Here is a 16,714-nt window from a genome sequence, read left to right as displayed (position 1 = left end):
GTTTCTAATTTGATTGCCGCAGAATAGGTTGCGCGTTTTAATTTCGTCATTTTTTCACCCAAATTTGTATGCAAATAGCATAACATTTCTTTCTTAATGGGTGGCCAAATTAACTATGCCACTACAGTTTGATGTAGGTACGCAAAAATTCGATTTTATCGTGGTTGAGCGTGAGCCAGAAGTTGTCATCACTGAGACGCGCCAGTTGTGCGGCAGCTTCTTTAATGACCACAGAATTTTGTGGTAAGGCGGCAATTTGGTTGCGTAGTTTTACCACTTCACGTGCGGCGATATCGCCAAAGCCAGCGTCATTGGCTGCTTCGATTTTATCCAGTCGTAAGCCGGCTAATTTAACGGGCAGCGGTAACTGGGGTTTGAGTTCTTTCCCTTTGGGGTTGAGCTTGAAGTATTCGAAGTTATCCCAGCAGTCGAGAATTAAAAACACGTCTTTTTCTAGGCACCAGGGCTTGGGTTTGCTGGTTTCGAGCAAACGAGTGCCACGGCCAACCATCTGCCAGAATTTGGTGTAGGAGTATACGGGCTTGGCGAATACAAGGTTTACAATTTCGCGCACGTCGATACCGGTATCGAGCATATCCACACTGATGGCAATGCGCGGCATATCGTTATTGGTAAACTGGTCGAGCAGGCCGCCTTTGCCGTAAACACGTGGGTCATCCGATACTAGTACCTTGGCCAGCTCGCCGTGGTATTGGGGGTAGAGCTTATCGAAGATTTCTTCCATACGGCGGGCGTGAGCTTTGGTGGCGCAGAAAAAAATGGTTTTACCGGGCAACACGCCGTTGGCGTCTTTAATGGCTTCTTCCATAAATTCGCGCACGATCAGGGTGTTGGTGCCCTTGTTGACCACTTGTTTTTCCAGCTGGGTGCCTTCGAAGTTGATGTCTTCGACTTCTTTGCCTTGCAGGATCAGTTTTTTCTGGTCTTCTAATGAAATTGTGCGCTTGCTAATGCCTTCCATTTGGAACTTGGTCTGAATTTTCATCACCTGAAAATTGCAGAGGTAGGGCGGCACGTTGTTAACAGCTTCTTCGTAGGTGTAGGCAAAGGTGGGGATACCATCTTCGCAGTGAAACAGCTCAAAGGTGTTGTGGTCGATAATGTCGGTCGGTGTGGCCGTTAAACCCATGGTGATGGTTTTAAAATAATCTAGCACTTCACCAAAAGTGTTATAGATGGAGCGGTGACTTTCATCGACCACGATAAAATCGAAAAAGTGTGGCGAGAGATGTTGTGACTCATCGCGGATGATATTGAGCATGGTCGGGTAAGTAGCGACATACACGCGCCGGTCTTTGGCGATTAACTTTTCGCCCACATTGGGCCAACGCGGTTCGTTGGGCATGTGCTCTTTAAAGGCGGCCAGGGCTTGTTCGCGCAGCGCGATGCGATCTACAAGAAACAACACTTTTTCCGCATGGCCGGCTCGCATCAGTGCATCAGTAAGGGCGATACAGGTGCGTGTTTTACCAGTGCCGGTTGCCATTACCAGCAGAAAGTCTCGCTTCTTTTGTTCGATACCTTCGAGCACGGAACGAATGGCACGGATTTGGTACTCGCGCCCGGCAATGGACGTATTGATAAATTCTTGCGTGAGTGGCTTACGATTACGGCGAATGTAAGCGAAGCGTTCTAAATCATCCCGCGTAGGAAAGCCAACGACTTTGCGCGGCGGGGCATTCTCCAAATCCCAAAAGTAAAGTTCGTGCCCATTGGTGTAAAAGCAGAATGGCAGCTCGCCACTCAATTGCTTTTGGATGTTGTAGCAGTATTGTTTGGCTTGCTCGCGGCCAATGGCGGCGTCTTTTGACGTTTTTTTGGCTTCGACTACGGCTAGTGGTTTGCCATTTTTCCCTAGCAGTACATAGTCACTGAATTGATGGCCTTCGTACTTGGTGCGCGGCTCGGCTAGACCTTCGGGCAAGTCAGTCACAATGTCGAATTCTTCAACGACTTGGCTTGGGTCTTTGATGTTCCAGCCTGCCAGAGCCAACTGCTGGTCGATCAGTTCTGACCGAGTTTGTGCTTCGGTTTTACTCATCTGCTATTGCACTCCTTGCTGGGCATTCTGCTCTTCATCTGCCCCACCAGCACGTACCCATTCATCCACCTCAGATAGCTGAAACTTCCAAAGGCGACCGATTTTATGTGCGGGCAGGCCTTTGCGTTCGCGCCAGCGGTAGACGGTATCTTTAGCGACGCCTAAGTGTTGAGCAACTTCGAGGGCTGTAACCCAGGATTCGGTAGACATGGTTTTAGCACCCGATAAAAGACTAAAGTCGTTTAAAATCGTCAACAGTCTACCCAATTAACCTTTAAATGACTATATCAAATTACATAGCACGGTACTTTTCATGCTGACGTTTCGGCATTTAATTGCCGTTAAAGCAGAATGAAAACATCATATTTAATTGCGTAAAGGCCCAAAGGTGCATGTTCGGCATAGGTACATTCAAAGCGATATTTATGATTCCATGAAATAAGCTATCGGAGTTCCATTGATACTGCCAAAACGAATATAGAACAAGATCAAAGAGGATCCAGCCTGAAGCACTAAATGTATTTTCGTTTTAGAAAACAAAAAAGCGAACCATTTCTGGTTCGCTTTTTCATATTTAATGACCTCAAAACTCAACTATCGGTTGCAAACTTTATTCGAGTTGCAAACTTAATTCCGATAGTTGCATTCTTTATTCGAGATCTACAAACCCTTACGCATCGCGGTAAGTATCAACCGCTGGGCAAGAGCAGATTAGGTTACGGTCGCCGTATACGTCGTCGATACGGGTTACCGTTGGCCAGAATTTGTCTTTTGCTACGCTTGGTACTGGGAATGCAGCGTAAAAACGGTCGTATGCACGGTTCCAGTCGTTGCTTAGTACGTCAGCTTGCGTGTGTGGCGCAAATACTAATGGGTTATCTTCTATAGACCACTCGCCTGATGCAATCTTGTCGATTTCACCTTTGATAGAAACCATGGCTTCGATAAAGCGGTCGATTTCTACCTTAGACTCGGACTCCGTTGGCTCAACCATAAGTGTGCCCGCTACTGGGAACGACATCGTTGGTGAGTGGAAGCCGTAGTCCTGTAGACGCTTAGCAACGTCCATTTCGGTAATGCCTGTGGCTTCTTTCAATGGACGTAGGTCAACAATACACTCGTGGGCAACACGGTCGTTACGGCCACGGTATAGAATTGGGAAGTGCTCGCTCAACTTGGCTGTTAGGTAGTTAGCGTTCACGATTGCCATTTCTGTTGCTTGTTTTAGGCCTTCGCTGCCCATCATCGCGATGTATGCCCACGAGATAGGTAGAATAGCAGCAGAGCCGTAAGGTGCCGCAGAAACCGCGCCGTTACCTACGTTTGTGCCTTCTACGTTGATCACGCTGTGGTTAGGCATAAATGGCGCTAGGTGCGATTTAACACCGATAGGACCAACACCTGGGCCACCGCCACCGTGTGGAATACAGAATGTTTTGTGTAGGTTTAAGTGCGATACATCAGAGCCGATTGAACCTGGGCTAGTTACCCCAACCTGCGCGTTCATGTTTGCACCGTCCATATATACTTGGCCGCCGTGCTGGTGCACGATGTCGCATACTTCACGGATAGACTCTTCGTATACACCGTGTGTAGACGGGTAAGTAACCATGATGCACGATAGGTTTTCAGCTACGTCAGCGGCTTTCGCGCGTAGGTCTTCCATATCGATGTTACCGTTTTTATCACAGTCAACCACAACTACTTTCATGCTTGCCATTTGTGCAGACGCCGGGTTTGTACCGTGCGCTGAACTTGGGATCAAACAGATGTTACGGTGACCTTCACCGCGAGACTCATGGTACTTACGGATCGCGATAAGACCTGCGTACTCACCTTGTGCACCTGAGTTAGGCTGTAGTGATACTGCGTCATAACCTGTGATGTTCACAAGCCAGTCGTGCAGCTCAGTCATCATGATCTTGTAACCTTGTGCTTGGTCGATTGGGCAGAACGGATGCAGCTCTGCAAACTCAGGCCAAGTCACTGGGATCATTTCAGCGGTTGCGTTTAGCTTCATGGTACACGAGCCCAATGAGATCATTGAGTGGTTTAGTGCTAAATCTTTGTTTTCAAGACGCTTGATATAACGCAGCATCTCGGTTTCGCTGTGATAGCTGTTAAAGTTCGCGTGCGTTAAAATTTCATCGTCGCGTACTAGGCTTGCAGGAATACCTGTAATGTTCTCGCCTGATACTTGTGCGTCTAGCGCATCTACATTTAGGCCGTGGTCGTCACCTAAAATGATGTCGAATAGCTCAGCTACGTCTGCACGCGTAGTGGTTTCGTTTACTGCAATTGAGTATTCGCCGTTGTGGTTAAGGGCAAAGTTTACGCCTTTTGCTACCGCACGCGCCACAACCGCTTGCTTGTCAGCGTCGTCCGCTTTAACGGTAATGGTGTCAAACCACGTATCGTGCTTAAGTGATACGCCTTTTGCTTTAAGACCCGTGGCAAGAATGCTTGCAAGGCGATTAATGCGCTCAGCGATGATCTTAAGACCTTGAGGACCATGGTAAACCGCGTAAAACGCAGCCATGTTCGCAAGTAGCACCTGTGCAGTACAAATGTTTGAGTTGGCTTTTTCACGGCGGATGTGCTGTTCACGAGTTTGCATCGCCATACGTAGTGCGTCGTTACCTAAACGGTCTTTAGACACACCAATAATACGGCCTGGTAGTGAACGCTTGTAAGCATCACGCGTAGCAAAGAATGCTGCATGTGGACCGCCGTAACCCATAGGTACACCAAAACGCTGTGCAGAACCAAGCACTACGTCTGCACCTAGTTTACCAGGTGCTTTAAGTAGCATTAAGCTCATGATATCTGCGGCAACACAGGCAATCGCTTTTTTGTCTTGTACTTGTGCGATTAGGTCAGTAACGTCAACCACTTCACCTGATGTTGTTGGATACTGGAATAGCGCGCCAAAAATCTCGTGGTTAGCAGCGTCGCTAGCAGGGCCTACTACTACTTCAAAACCAAACTGTTCAGCACGTGTAGATACTACGTCGATAGTTTGTACGTGTACGTCGTCTGCAATAAAGAAGATGTTTGCTTTTTTCGCTTTAGATACACGTTTCGCAAGCGCCATTGCTTCTGCCGCTGCGGTGGATTCGTCAAGTAGTGATGCACTGGCAAGATCAAGGCCGGTAATGTCCATAGTCAGCGTTTGGAAGTTAAGTAGTGACTCCAAGCGACCTTGCGCAATCTCTGGCTGATAAGGGGTGTAAGCAGTGTACCAACCCGGATTCTCTAGTACGTTACGTAGGATAACGTGAGGTACGTGAGTTGGGTGGTAGCCTTGACCGATATAAGATTTGAAAACCTTGTTTTTGCTTGCTACTGATTTCAGGTAACTTAGGGTTTCCACTTCTGTGCGGCTTTCACCGATCTGTAAGCCCTCTTCTAAACGAATTGAAGCAGGTACAGTTTGACCGATCAGCTCTTCAACACTAGATACTCCAAGAGCGCTTAGCATCTCGCTCACCTGTGCTGGGCTTGGCCCGATATGGCGGCGGATAAAATCTTGCTTTTGCTCTAACTGTTCAAGAGATTTGGCGTTTGACATTAGTCCAGGTTCCTATGATCCAAATGAAAAAGGTGAATACTGTTTTTATCTAAATGAGATACCTTGGTAACGGCAGTATTCTAAAAACGTTGGCATGATCTCGTCATACCTTGAGCAAGCACCCTTGCCCAAAAAGCAACAATAAAAGCCCCTAAAAAGGGGCTTTTATTAGTATCAACAAATTAGTCTTCGTCGATTGAATTTGCGTAGCCTTCAGCGTCTAGTAGGTTATCTAGCTCAGACTCATCAGACGCTTTAATTTTGAACAACCAACCGTCACCGTAAGCATCGTTGTTTACAGTTTCAGGCGCATCTTCTAGCTCTTCGTTGATTGCAACGATAGTGCCGCCGATTGGTGCATAGATATCTGACGCTGCTTTTACAGACTCAGCTACCGCGCAGTCTTCACCCGCGTCAACTTCATCATCTACATCTGGTAATTCAACGAATACCATGTCGCCTAGAAGCTCTTGTGCGTGCTCAGTGATACCAACAGTGTAAATGCCGTCACCTTCAGCGCGAACCCACTCGTGTGAAGTAGCGTACTTTAACTCGCTAGGAATGTTGCTCATTTTTTTGTTCCTTTGGTCGGTTGCGATGTCACCCCGTGAGCGACATCAATGTTATTCTATTTATTATCTAAAAAAACTAGATAATTGACTTGCCGTTACGAACGAAGCTTGGCTTAACTACTTTAACATCAACTAGCTTCTTACGCATTTCAACTTGTGCAGTCTCGCCAATTGAACGAGGTACACGCGCAAGCGCTACACTGAAGCCTAAAGTTGGTGAGAATGTACCAGAAGTGATAACACCTTCGCCACCTTCTACGATAACTTTAGAACCACCACGTAATACGCCTTTGCTTTCTAGGACTAAACCTACCAGCTTATCAGTGCTTTGCTCTGCACGCTGTTTAGTGATAGCTGCACGACCGATAAAGTCACGCTCCTCTGGCTCCCATGCAATTGTCCATGCCATGTTCGCAGCAAGTGGAGACACCGTCTCGTCCATGTCTGAGCCATAAAGGTTCATGCCCGCTTCTAAACGTAGCGTATCACGTGCACCTAGGCCAGCTGGACGCACACCTGCGTCTAATAATTTTTGCCATAAGTCCGCCGCACCATCGTTGTGTACTACGATCTCATAACCCTCTTCACCAGTGTAGCCAGTTGTTGCGATAAATAGGTCGCCAGCTTGCACACCAAAGAATGGCTTCATGCCTTCAACAGCCGCTTGTTGTTGTTCGTCTAGGATAGTGGCTGTTTTTGCTTTTGCATTTGGACCTTGTACCGCAATCATCGCGTACTCAGGACGCTCAGTGACTGTCACTTCAAAATCTGCCGCTACCGCACCGATATGTGCGAGATCTTTTTCGCGTGTTGCAGAGTTAACGACTAGGCGATATTGCGTTTCAGTGAAGAAGTAAATGATAAGGTCGTCAATTACACCGCCCTGCTCGTTTAGCATGCCTGTGTATAGCGCCTTACCAGCCACAGTAAGCTTAGCTACATCGTTTGCAACTAGCTTTTGTAAAAATGCCTTTGCGTCTACACCTTCGATATCAACAATCGTCATGTGTGAAACGTCAAACATGCCCGCGTCTTGACGCACCGCGTGGTGCTCTTCAATTTGTGAGCCATAATTGATTGGCATTTCCCAACCGTGGAAGTCTACCATTTTCGCGCCTGCTTCTAGGTGCTTCGCGTGTAGTACTGTTTTAGAAGTCATACTTATCCTTCACTTTTTTACTCAGCCACCATCGGTTGGCGCTGAGGGGGTTATTGTTATCGCGCTTACGATAACTGCACGGAATTTATGAAACGAGTTTAAAACCAGCGTCAGTGAGCGTCGTTTGCCACTTATCTAATACTGCAGCTTGCGCAATCAACTGATACTGTTGCTGTTCGTCCACCAGCAAGGTCGTAATAAATACTTCACCGCTTTGCTTGCCATAGCAGGCATTTTTATCTGAGATCCTAAGGCCTGGCGTTAATGTAAAGTCGTTAACTAAACGCTCAAACGCAAGCTCACCGCTTATGGTGGCAGCAACTAAGTCGTGACGACGTACCAGTTCAATGTCGAACTCGTCGGCATGGCTATCAATCAGTGTTGCCAGCTCAGCGGCTGCGCTTTCACTTACAACAAAACGGTAAGCCGTTTCACTAAAATAGTACACGGCGAAATTTTCGCCACTGTCTAGTTTGCCTTGAAAACCTAAGCCTGGTGCCATTAACTTATTCAAGTTAAGTGCAAGAATTTGGCTTAAGAAAGGCGTGGTCTCAAAGCCGCTGAAATCGAGTACAACAACAGCATCAGTTGGCATGTAATGGTTTTGCGCCGGAACACTGCCCTGACGGTGCTTTGCAAAGATAATTGGCGTGACGCTCATGGCACTACCTTAGTGAAATTTCGATGAGCAAAAGTATAAGGATGCGCAAACTCAACAACAAATTGTATTTACTTATCAATTGATAAATAATATTAATGTACTTGGGTTTTATAAATTGCATTTCCTTATATGAAAAACTTATCAATTGATGGATTAAGAACGCTAGTCACTGTGGTTGATGTCGGTGGATTTGCCAAGGCCGGTGAGTTGCTTGGCTTATCTCAGCCTGCTGTTAGCTTGCAAATCAAACGTTTAGAAGACATGCTAGGTTGCAAGCTGTTTAAAAAGCAAGGGCAAAGGCAGGTGTTGAATCAATATGGTGAGCTACTCTTGCCTCTAGCCAAACAGATGCTGCAGCAAAACGATGCAATTATTCAGCAATTTACCTCTGAGAGTGTGACAGGCCGAGTACGTTTAGGCATTCCAAGTGAGTTTGCAGCACGGATCTTACCTTCTATTATTGGTGATTTCGTTTCTTTATATCCTGATGTGGCGCTGGAAGTTAAATCAAGATTGAGTAAACACTTACTTTCTGTAGTAAGGCAAGACCAGTTTGATTTAGTGCTAGCGCTTAATGAAGAACTCTCATCCTCTAAATATCCAGTCTTTATGCAAGATCAATTAGTTTGGGTTGGCGATTTATCGCTTGCGCAGCATTCGGTTGTCACTTTAGTCACCGCGCCGGAGGGCTGTATTTATCGCCGCCGCGCTATCGAGGCGCTGCAGCAAGCTGGATTACAATACCGGATTGTATATAGCAACGCCGATTTAACCGGCCTTACTGCCGCTTTAAAAGAAGGGCTCGGGATCACTGTGCTGGCCAAAAGCACCGTGCCAGCAGAGCTGCCTTATCAGACCCAAACCCAAATATTACCCGAACTCGGCCAAATCGGTATCAGCCTAGTCAAAAACACCCAAGAATCCGCCCACGCGGTTGATAAACTCGCTGAGTTTATTGCATTGAGGTTAGGTTAAAATATCGCGATGTAAAATCGCTCCTACCAGCAACACAGAACTCATGTGGGAGCTGCTTTACGCGGCGAGGTTGTTGAAAAGCTCGCGGGGTGAACCCGCAGACAAAACCACTCTGTTTTGTGGGAGCCGCTTTACGCAGCGAGCTTGTCCTATACTTAAGTTAGCACTTATTAATGAACTCAAGGAGAGAGTCATGCCACATAGCTGCCGTTTAAGGAAAGGCCGAGTTTCATCAGCCGGTCAATATTATGCAATCACCATTTGCTGTAAAAACAAAATAGCTGTTTTTAATAACCTCGCAGTCAATCAAGTTGTTATTCGCGAAATTTATCACCTTGAGCAGGATAACTTTATCAAATTAATTGCCTACACACTGATGCCAGATCATTTACATCTCCTGTTTCAACTAATGGATGTGTTTTCTTTGTCTGATGCCATTCGGTCTTTAAAAGGAAGAACGGCAACTAAGCTAAGAACAATGAATATTCGGCAGCTATGGCAAAAGGGTTTTTATGACACCTGTATTTTGCATAACACTATGTTAAGAAACCAAGCAAGATACATAGTTGCAAACCCGCTTCGGGCAGGGTTGGTAAAACAGATTGGTGATTATCCTTATTGGAATTGTATTTATTTAAGCAATGGGATTGGGGATTTATAAAGTTGGTGATACCTGTTTTAGGAAAAGATCGCGATGTAAAATCGCTCCTACCAGCAATATAAAATCTCTGTGGAAGCCGCTTTACGCGGCGAGATTGTTGAAATGATCGCGATGTAAAATCGCTCCGACCAACAACATAAAACCTCTGTGGGAGACGCTTAACGCGGCGAGATTGTTAAAATATCGCGGGGTAAACCCGCTCCCACCAACAACATAAAACCTTTGCGGGAGCCGCTTTACGCGGCGATCTTTTTATTTACCGCCTATCGCTTCTTTGGCGAACAGGTGTTTGATTGGGCCGAGGTTGTCAACCAAGCTCAGGCCCACACCGCGCACTAACTTTTTAAGCGGATGGTTGCCTTCAAACAGCTCTTTAAGCCCTTGCATCATGGCAATATGCTTTTGGGCATCTGCTTTTCTGCTGCGTTCATATTGGCGCAGTATCCGTGTGCTGGCAAATTGCTCTTGCGGTGCTGATAATAGCGTGATCAGATACGCAGCGTCTTTTAGCCCTAAATTCATGCCAAGACCTGCAAGCGGGTGAATAGTATGTGCCGCATCGCCCATTAAAACGATGCGCCCTTGCACCCATTGTTTTGCATAACGCATGGTCAATGGAAAAACATGTCTTTCGCTAATCAATTCACACACACCGCACTGCATATCAATTGCAGCACTTAATGCTTTATTAAACGCCTCGACTGGCATAGCTTGTAGCTGCTTTGCTTTATCCGGTGCGGTTGACCATACAATTGAATGAGTATGTGGATCATCTAGCGGCAAAAAGGCCAGCGGTCCATCAGGGAGGAACACTTGTCTTGCTGTTGCATCATGTGGCGCTGCTGTTTTTATCGTTGCAACCAGCGCATGGTGATCATAATCCCAATACGTGATTGGCATATTAAACTGCTGGCGAATAGCCGAACGTGCACCGTCAGCCGCCACTACCAACTTGGCCATCACAGGTTCACCAGTAGCTAAGGTTAACAGCACATCGGTGTCTGTTTGGTGCAAGCTTTGGTATTTTGTGTTCCACATCAGTTTGGCCGATTGCTGTGCTTCAAGTGCTGTTAACAACGCATAGCGAATGGCGTCGTTTTCAATGATGTGACCAAGCTCAGGTAAGTCTAACGAGACATTATCAAAGGCGATTTTACCAAAGCTGTCTTTATCGCGTACATCCATACGAGTATATGCCGCGGCGCGCTGCGCTTTAATATCTGGCCACACGCCCAAGCGCTCAAATAGAGCCTGACTTGCAGCGCTTATCGCACTCACGCGTGCGCTGTATTCTTGTGCCAACGGTGTTGGTTTTTCACCATTGTCTAGCACTAGTACCGAGATATTTTGCTGCGCAAGCCCTAGCGCCAGCGTTAACCCAACACATCCACCACCAACAATACAAACTTGAACTTGTTGCATGCCAACTCCTTTATCCTTTATATCCCATCAATTGCTTGGCCAGCGGCGCTCTTGCTGTTTTGGACAGCGCCATGGTGAGTAGACCTAAACTACGGCCTAAGGCTAAGGTTCTTGATGAGTTTGAAAATAGTCGAACGAGCGCATCGGTTAATGTCATCACCGTGTTAATATCTTGCCCTCGCGCCAGTTGATAAGCACGCGTAAATTGAAAGCTTCCCCACTCTTCGGGCGCAATCGCCTGACATTGTGAGGTTAGGACTTGAATATCTCGTAGACCTAAATTAAAGCCCTGTCCTGCAATGGGATGAATGGCATGCGCCGCATTGCCAATCACCACCACGCGATGATGAGTGAGTTGCTCTACTCGCCCAAGCACTAGCGGGTAGCTTGCTCTCATACCCACTTGCACAAAGCGCCCAGCGCGATATCCAAAGGCTTGCTGCAATGCAGCTAAAAACTCGTGTGCTGTCATCGCTTCAAACTCGCTAAGATGCTCATTTGGCATACACCACACCAGCGAATAACGATTATCACTCATTGGCAGAAGTGCCATTGGGCCATGTTCAGTAAAACGCTCGAACGCCTGACCACGATGTGCCGTGTCGATTTGCACATTGGCAATCAATGCACCTTGCTCGTAGCCTATGCTATCAAAGCCGATATTGAGCTTAGCCCGCGTGGGAGATTGCGCGCCATCCGCAATAACCAGTAATCGACTTTGTAATTGCTCGCCATTATCGAGCTTCAGTTCAACCTGTTCTGGTTGTTGATGTATATGCGCCACTTGGTTTGGGCAAAACAGTGCAATATCAAGATTGCTCAACTGCTCGTGTAAAAAGCTGCCATAGGGATTGACTTCAACCACATAGCCCAACGCTTTTTGGTTGTAGTCTTCAGGATTTATCCACGCTTTACCGAAGTGACCTCTGTCAGAAACATTCACTTGTGTGATTGGCTCAACGTACTGCCACTCGGGATTAAATAGATTTAGCTCGCCCAAAAATGCGACCGACTGCGCAGCAAGCGCAATACTACGGTCGTCAAAACTTGGATGCTGTTTACCTTTTGGCGCAAAGGCTTCAATAACCGCAATCTTTGCCTGCGGAGAGACTTTTTTTATGGCGATGGCGGCGCTGGCTCCCGCCATACCTCCACCAACCACGACGACATCAAACTGTTGCACGCAAAGTGTCCACTAGTTATTCATTAATGCTTCTATTTCTGAGATGGTTTTTGGCACCAGTTCGGTTAAGTTTTCATAACCTGACTCGGTGACCAACAAATCATCTTCGATACGAATGCCAATTCCTTTATACTCATCAGGAACTTGCGCATCTTCGTCAAAATACAGGCCTGGCTCAATGGTAAGTACCATGCCAGCTTCAAACGGACGATCCGCTTCATCTAACTTGTATTCACCGACATCGTGAACATCAAGACCTAGCCAATGACCTAAACCATGCATGTAAAATGCTTTGCATGCCTGCGCTTCTACGAGTTCATTAACATCGCCCGCAAGAATGCCTAAATCCACTAACCCCTGCGTCAATACAGTCATCGCCACTTGATTCGCTTTAACTAACGTACCACCTGGTTTTACTTCACCAAAGGCCGCATTTTGCGCCGCCAATACCAACTCATAAATCTTACGCTGCGCATCAGTAAACTGGCCGTTTACTGGGAAAGTACGAGTTATATCAGCCGCATAGCCTTCAAGTTCACAACCTGAGTCGATAAGTACTAAGTCGCCGTCTTGTAGCGCATCACAGTTGTCGGTATAGTGTAAAATCGTCGCATTGATACCGCTGCCAACAATGGTGCCATAGGCTGGGTGACGCGCACCGTTCATTGCATAATGATGATGAATTTCGGCTTCAAGCTGGTATTCCGTTGCGCCCGGCTTTGCAAACTGCATCGCGCGTTTGTGCGCCTCAGCACTAATTCTGCCCGCTTCACGCATGATGGCAATTTCAGCATCCGACTTAAATAAGCGCATTTCGTGGACGAGTGGGCGAATATCTTTGATGATCTCAGGGGCGCGATAGCCCTTTTTCGGTGCGCCACGCAATGTACTTAGTAACTGCCAAACCTTATCATCAAAGGCGCTATATGTGCCTTGTCCGTAGAATAATACCTTGCGACCATTCACGAGATTTAATAGCTCGTCGTCTAAGTCACTCAGCGCAAAGGTTTGGTCAAGTTCAAGTTGCGATTTAGCTTGCTCATAGCCCATCCGGCGACCATGCCAAATCTCAGCAACCTTATCTTTATTACGACAAAACAGCGTAGACTTCGCGCTGCCGTCTCTGTCTTTCGTGAGCACCAAAACCGCATCCGGCTCTTTAAATCCCGTCAGGTAAAAAAAGTCGCTATCTTGGCGAAACGGAAATTCAGTATCGCGGCTACGGGTTAACTCGACGGCCGCAGGAATAATCGCTACGGCGTTGTTATCTAATGCCGCAATAAGACGCGCACGGCGTGCTACAAACTCGCTGTTTTTTATCATAATTAATGTATCGTCTTTGATGTGCTAACGGACTGGGGCTCTTTACCCATTTCGGCAAAGCATAACAGTGTAGAAACACGCACATATTCTACCACTTCGAGCAGTGCTTCTTTATCGTCGTTGCTGTCTTCAAAACCAGTATCAAGCTTAGTTATTTCGCTAAAATCGTTAATCACTTCTTTAACATCAGCAGATAACTTACCGTAATCTTTTTGCTTTAAACCAAAGCCCAGTAAAAAGCCTGATACCCAAGCAATCAGTGCGTTAGCTTGGTCATGTAATGACTCATCTTCTGGCGGTAAATACAGTTCAAACTGGAACTCACCGTCGTTAAAGTGCTCGGCAACTTGCTTATATAAGTCGATGCAAAATTCTCTAATTGGCGCCGAAAACTTTTGACCGTCGTTAAATACGTCGCTCAATAGTCCTAAATACTCTGAATCTTCGATATTCAGACCACAGGCCAATAGCCCAGAAATGGTGCCGTGAACTTCGGCAGGGGCAATAAACAGTTCGTGTTTTTCTAATAGCAATTGAGCTTGCTGGTAGTCTTTGAATTCGCTCATAAATACATTCCCAAGCAATTGATACTCCAATGCTACCACCGCAGCCTTTGCAACTCCAACGAATTGTATGATCAACCTCAAGGCTGCTTTAGATTTCACCAATTTGATAAAACTAATATGACGATTGAATGGGTTTGTGAGAGGTGGAGGGATTGCAGAGCAAGTCCACAATCCCGTTAAACTAGCTGGATTGGCTTTACTTACCGCTTGCGTTGATCTTGATAAGTTCAGACAACGTTTCTGGATTTTGTGCCATAGCCAAAGATAGCTGTTGCCCAAGCGCCATCATATTTTGGCTTTGCGGTACGGTCACAGAAATTGACAACGACTCCATTCCAGATACAAAACCCGTGATTGCATCTTTTAACTCTTGCGGCATCGGTGAATACATTAACTGCTGTGCTGTCACCGCTTCAAAGTCATCTTTGGTCATTCCTTGCTGTGCAAGTTCTGCTTCTATGAATTGAGGCAAGGTGCCTGCATTGTCAATATTAACAGCCAGCGATTTTAATTCGAGCGATTGCATTGCTGTCATCATTTGCGATTGTACTTGAAGCTCTTGCTCAAGGTTTGGTGTATCACCTTGAATTTTTGACGCCGCTAATGAAGCATCCATAAAGGCCTTACTATTTCCAAACGCAGCATTAAAAGAGGTTTTTACAATACCTTCTGCCGACGTTGCGAATTTCACCTCGCTGGCGCCAGATGCATCGTCATAGGCAAGACTTGTTTTTAAATGATAAGTTGCATTGACCAGCTCCGGCGACATCCCTTGGGTAAACTCCGCTGCTTCTTTTGCTAATTTTAAACCAACCAGGTCAAGTTCGGTATAAGGACTGATTTTGTCTTGCTCGTAACCGACAATATTGAGCTTATCGATGGTAAATAATGTTATTTTTTCATCGGGCTGTGAGATCGTTAAATCGGTAATTTCTACACCGCGAGAAAATAAATCAACTGAGCTATTTGCAAAACTCACAGTAAGGCCACTTTGCTGTTCAAAACTTGAGATTTGTTTGGTGATCTCTTGTTTCACTTGCTCATTTACATAATAGTTTGCGCCAACATACCCTGCGCCTGCTAACACCACAACGGCAACTGCTAATGTGGACTTATTCATATTTCACTCCATTATTTAAAAAAGTGCCTCAAGCGCTTCGCTAAGGCTAGAGACGGCAACAATTTCCATCCCTTCAATATTTTCTTTTGGTTTATTTGCTTTTGGTACAATTGCTCTTGTAAATCCATGCTTAGATGCTTCACGCAACCGCTCTTGCCCACTTGGCACAGGGCGGATCTCACCTCCTAACCCCACCTCACCAAATACCACCAGCTGCCTGTCTAAGGTTTGGTTTTTAAAGCTTGAAACCAGTGCGGCTATTAAGGCTAAATCAGCACTGGTTTCGGTCACTTTGACACCGCCTACAACGTTTACAAACACATCTTGATCCGACACCTGCAAACCACCGTGACGATGCAGTACCGCAAGTAGCATGGCTAGGCGATTTTGTTCCAAACCAACAGTGACGCGACGCGGGTTGGCGAGCTGTGAATAGTCGACTAGCGCTTGAACTTCCACAAGGAGTGGCCGCGTGCCTTCCCAAATAACCATAACTAATGAGCCTGGTGTTTGCGCTTCACCACGATTTAAGAAAATGGCCGAAGGATTGTTTACTTCCTTTAGACCTTGGCTTGTCATAGCAAACACACCTAACTCGTTTACGGCACCAAAACGGTTTTTATTGCCACGCAATGTTCTAAAGCGGCTGTCGGCACTGCCTTCCAGTAAAATAGAGCAGTCAATACAATGCTCCAGCACCTTAGGGCCGGCAAGTGTGCCATCTTTAGTTACGTGTCCCACCATGATAATGGCGACCTGATTGGTTTTGGCAAAACGCGTCAAATAGGCCGCGCTTTCACGTACTTGAGAAACCGACCCCGGTGCAGATTGAATATCACTCATATGCATTACTTGAATCGAATCGATGACCATAATGCTTGGTTTTTCACGAAGTGCGAGCTGGCAAATCGTCTCAACATTGGTTTCTGCGAGTGTTTTTAACTTATTTGTAGGCAGCCCCAATCGTGTCGCACGCATGGCAACTTGTTGCAGCGACTCTTCACCGGTGACATACAAAGTGTTCATGGTTTCGGCTAGGCGACACATGGTTTGCAGCAGCACCGTACTCTTACCAGCGCCGGGGCTACCACCGATTAATATTGCACTTCCCGGTACAACTCCACCACCAAGGACACGGTCAAACTCTTTAAAGCCAGTTGAAAATCGCGGTAACTGCTCTAGATTAACTTCATCTAAGGTTTGTACTTTAGCTTCAACAAGGCCGGCATAGCCTGACGTTGAACCGCCTTGAGGGACCGATTTTGCTGACGGAACGCGAAACTCCGTTACGGTATTCCATGCCTTACACTCCGAGCATTGGCCTTGCCAACGCGCGAATTCGGCACCACAATCGCTACATACAAATGCTGTTTTCTTTTTTGCCATAAATTACAGGTATATATCTTGCTTAAACACAATAATAGGTTAAGAATAAACTA

General features: G+C 46.4%; 14 protein-coding genes. 2 read left to right on the top strand and 12 right to left on the bottom strand.

Translation table 11 applies throughout. The features are described 5' to 3' along the window. Positions 1 to 121: 121 nt before the first annotated feature. From NH462_RS16940 to NH462_RS16915, 6 genes are all read right to left on the bottom strand, one after another. A complete protein-coding gene (locus tag NH462_RS16940) occupies positions 122 to 2,062 on the bottom strand; it encodes a DEAD/DEAH box helicase family protein (protein WP_253106765.1) in 1,941 nt (646 codons plus the stop codon). Positions 2,063 to 2,065: 3 nt separating this feature from the next. Beyond that, complete coding sequence (locus NH462_RS16935) at positions 2,066 to 2,272, bottom strand: helix-turn-helix domain-containing protein (RefSeq protein WP_253106763.1); 207 nt, start codon at positions 2,270 to 2,272, stop codon at positions 2,066 to 2,068. 460 nt (positions 2,273 to 2,732) lie between these two features. After that, positions 2,733 to 5,633, bottom strand: coding sequence for an aminomethyl-transferring glycine dehydrogenase (gene gcvP, locus NH462_RS16930; protein WP_253106761.1), 2,901 nt, complete (start codon positions 5,631 to 5,633; stop codon positions 2,733 to 2,735). Positions 5,634 to 5,815: 182 nt separating this feature from the next. Further along, a complete protein-coding gene (gcvH, locus tag NH462_RS16925) occupies positions 5,816 to 6,205 on the bottom strand; it encodes a glycine cleavage system protein GcvH (protein WP_010370541.1) in 390 nt (129 codons plus the stop codon). A 76-nt stretch (positions 6,206 to 6,281) separates the two neighbouring features. After that, the gene (gene gcvT / locus NH462_RS16920; protein ID WP_010370538.1) at positions 6,282 to 7,364 is read right to left on the bottom strand and encodes a glycine cleavage system aminomethyltransferase GcvT; all 1,083 of its coding nucleotides are present in this window, start codon (positions 7,362 to 7,364) and stop codon (positions 6,282 to 6,284) included. A gap of 85 nt (positions 7,365 to 7,449) precedes the next feature. Further along, positions 7,450 to 8,025 (bottom strand): hypothetical protein, encoded by a 576-nt coding sequence (locus tag NH462_RS16915; RefSeq protein WP_211859341.1) that lies wholly within the window; start codon positions 8,023 to 8,025, stop codon positions 7,450 to 7,452. A gap of 129 nt (positions 8,026 to 8,154) precedes the next feature. Here NH462_RS16915 and NH462_RS16910 point away from each other — a divergent pair, with 129 nt between their 5' ends. Together NH462_RS16910 and NH462_RS16905 are read left to right on the top strand one after the other, a co-directional pair. Beyond that, positions 8,155 to 9,000, top strand: a complete 846-nt coding sequence (locus tag NH462_RS16910; protein ID WP_010370532.1) for a LysR family transcriptional regulator — start codon at positions 8,155 to 8,157, stop codon at positions 8,998 to 9,000. A gap of 193 nt (positions 9,001 to 9,193) precedes the next feature. Continuing rightward, a complete protein-coding gene (locus NH462_RS16905; protein WP_253106760.1) occupies positions 9,194 to 9,661 on the top strand; it encodes a transposase in 468 nt (155 codons plus the stop codon). Between the two features lie 252 nt (positions 9,662 to 9,913). Here the strand turns inward: NH462_RS16905 and NH462_RS16900 are convergent, their stop codons facing one another. The 6 genes from NH462_RS16900 to radA all read right to left on the bottom strand — a co-directional run bounded on the left by NH462_RS16900 (position 9,914) and on the right by radA (position 16,661). Then, positions 9,914 to 11,083 (bottom strand): FAD-dependent monooxygenase, encoded by a 1,170-nt coding sequence (locus tag NH462_RS16900; protein WP_253106759.1) that lies wholly within the window; start codon positions 11,081 to 11,083, stop codon positions 9,914 to 9,916. Between the two features lie 10 nt (positions 11,084 to 11,093). Further along, positions 11,094 to 12,266, bottom strand: coding sequence for a 2-octaprenyl-6-methoxyphenyl hydroxylase (ubiH, locus tag NH462_RS16895; protein ID WP_253106758.1), 1,173 nt, complete (start codon positions 12,264 to 12,266; stop codon positions 11,094 to 11,096). A gap of 12 nt (positions 12,267 to 12,278) precedes the next feature. Then, on the bottom strand, positions 12,279 to 13,589 hold the full coding sequence (gene pepP / locus NH462_RS16890; RefSeq protein ID WP_253106757.1) for a Xaa-Pro aminopeptidase: 1,311 nt from the start codon (positions 13,587 to 13,589) through the stop codon (positions 12,279 to 12,281). A gap of 2 nt (positions 13,590 to 13,591) precedes the next feature. Next, positions 13,592 to 14,155, bottom strand: a complete 564-nt coding sequence (locus tag NH462_RS16885; RefSeq protein ID WP_026000986.1) for a UPF0149 family protein — start codon at positions 14,153 to 14,155, stop codon at positions 13,592 to 13,594. Between the two features lie 196 nt (positions 14,156 to 14,351). After that, positions 14,352 to 15,275, bottom strand: a complete 924-nt coding sequence (locus tag NH462_RS16880) for a DUF945 family protein (RefSeq protein WP_039491968.1) — start codon at positions 15,273 to 15,275, stop codon at positions 14,352 to 14,354. 15 nt (positions 15,276 to 15,290) lie between these two features. Beyond that, a complete protein-coding gene (radA, locus tag NH462_RS16875) occupies positions 15,291 to 16,661 on the bottom strand; it encodes a DNA repair protein RadA (protein WP_010370516.1) in 1,371 nt (456 codons plus the stop codon). Between the last annotated feature and the right edge of the window lie 53 nt (positions 16,662 to 16,714).

This window comes from Pseudoalteromonas sp. OANN1, from assembly GCF_024124685.1.
GTDB classification, from domain to species: Bacteria; Pseudomonadota; Gammaproteobacteria; order Enterobacterales; family Alteromonadaceae; genus Pseudoalteromonas; species Pseudoalteromonas piscicida.
The sequence above is the reverse complement of the archived record's forward strand: the minus strand, read 5'-3'. Positions and strand labels throughout refer to the sequence as shown.

Coding starts and splice junctions, on each gene's coding strand:
- NH462_RS16940 (WP_253106765.1), bottom strand. CDS start 2,062: ATGAGTAAAACCGAAGCACAAACTCGGTCAGAACTGATCGACCAGCAG.
- NH462_RS16935 (WP_253106763.1), bottom strand. CDS start 2,272: ATGTCTACCGAATCCTGGGTTACAGCCCTCGAAGTTGCTCAACACTTA.
- gcvP (WP_253106761.1), bottom strand. CDS start 5,633: ATGTCAAACGCCAAATCTCTTGAACAGTTAGAGCAAAAGCAAGATTTT.
- gcvH (WP_010370541.1), bottom strand. CDS start 6,205: ATGAGCAACATTCCTAGCGAGTTAAAGTACGCTACTTCACACGAGTGG.
- gcvT (WP_010370538.1), bottom strand. CDS start 7,364: ATGACTTCTAAAACAGTACTACACGCGAAGCACCTAGAAGCAGGCGCG.
- NH462_RS16915 (WP_211859341.1), bottom strand. CDS start 8,025: ATGAGCGTCACGCCAATTATCTTTGCAAAGCACCGTCAGGGCAGTGTT.
- NH462_RS16910 (WP_010370532.1), top strand. CDS start 8,155: ATGAAAAACTTATCAATTGATGGATTAAGAACGCTAGTCACTGTGGTT.
- NH462_RS16905 (WP_253106760.1), top strand. CDS start 9,194: ATGCCACATAGCTGCCGTTTAAGGAAAGGCCGAGTTTCATCAGCCGGT.
- NH462_RS16900 (WP_253106759.1), bottom strand. CDS start 11,083: ATGCAACAAGTTCAAGTTTGTATTGTTGGTGGTGGATGTGTTGGGTTA.
- pepP (WP_253106757.1), bottom strand. CDS start 13,589: ATGATAAAAAACAGCGAGTTTGTAGCACGCCGTGCGCGTCTTATTGCG.
- NH462_RS16885 (WP_026000986.1), bottom strand. CDS start 14,155: ATGAGCGAATTCAAAGACTACCAGCAAGCTCAATTGCTATTAGAAAAA.
- NH462_RS16880 (WP_039491968.1), bottom strand. CDS start 15,275: ATGAATAAGTCCACATTAGCAGTTGCCGTTGTGGTGTTAGCAGGCGCA.
- radA (WP_010370516.1), bottom strand. CDS start 16,661: ATGGCAAAAAAGAAAACAGCATTTGTATGTAGCGATTGTGGTGCCGAA.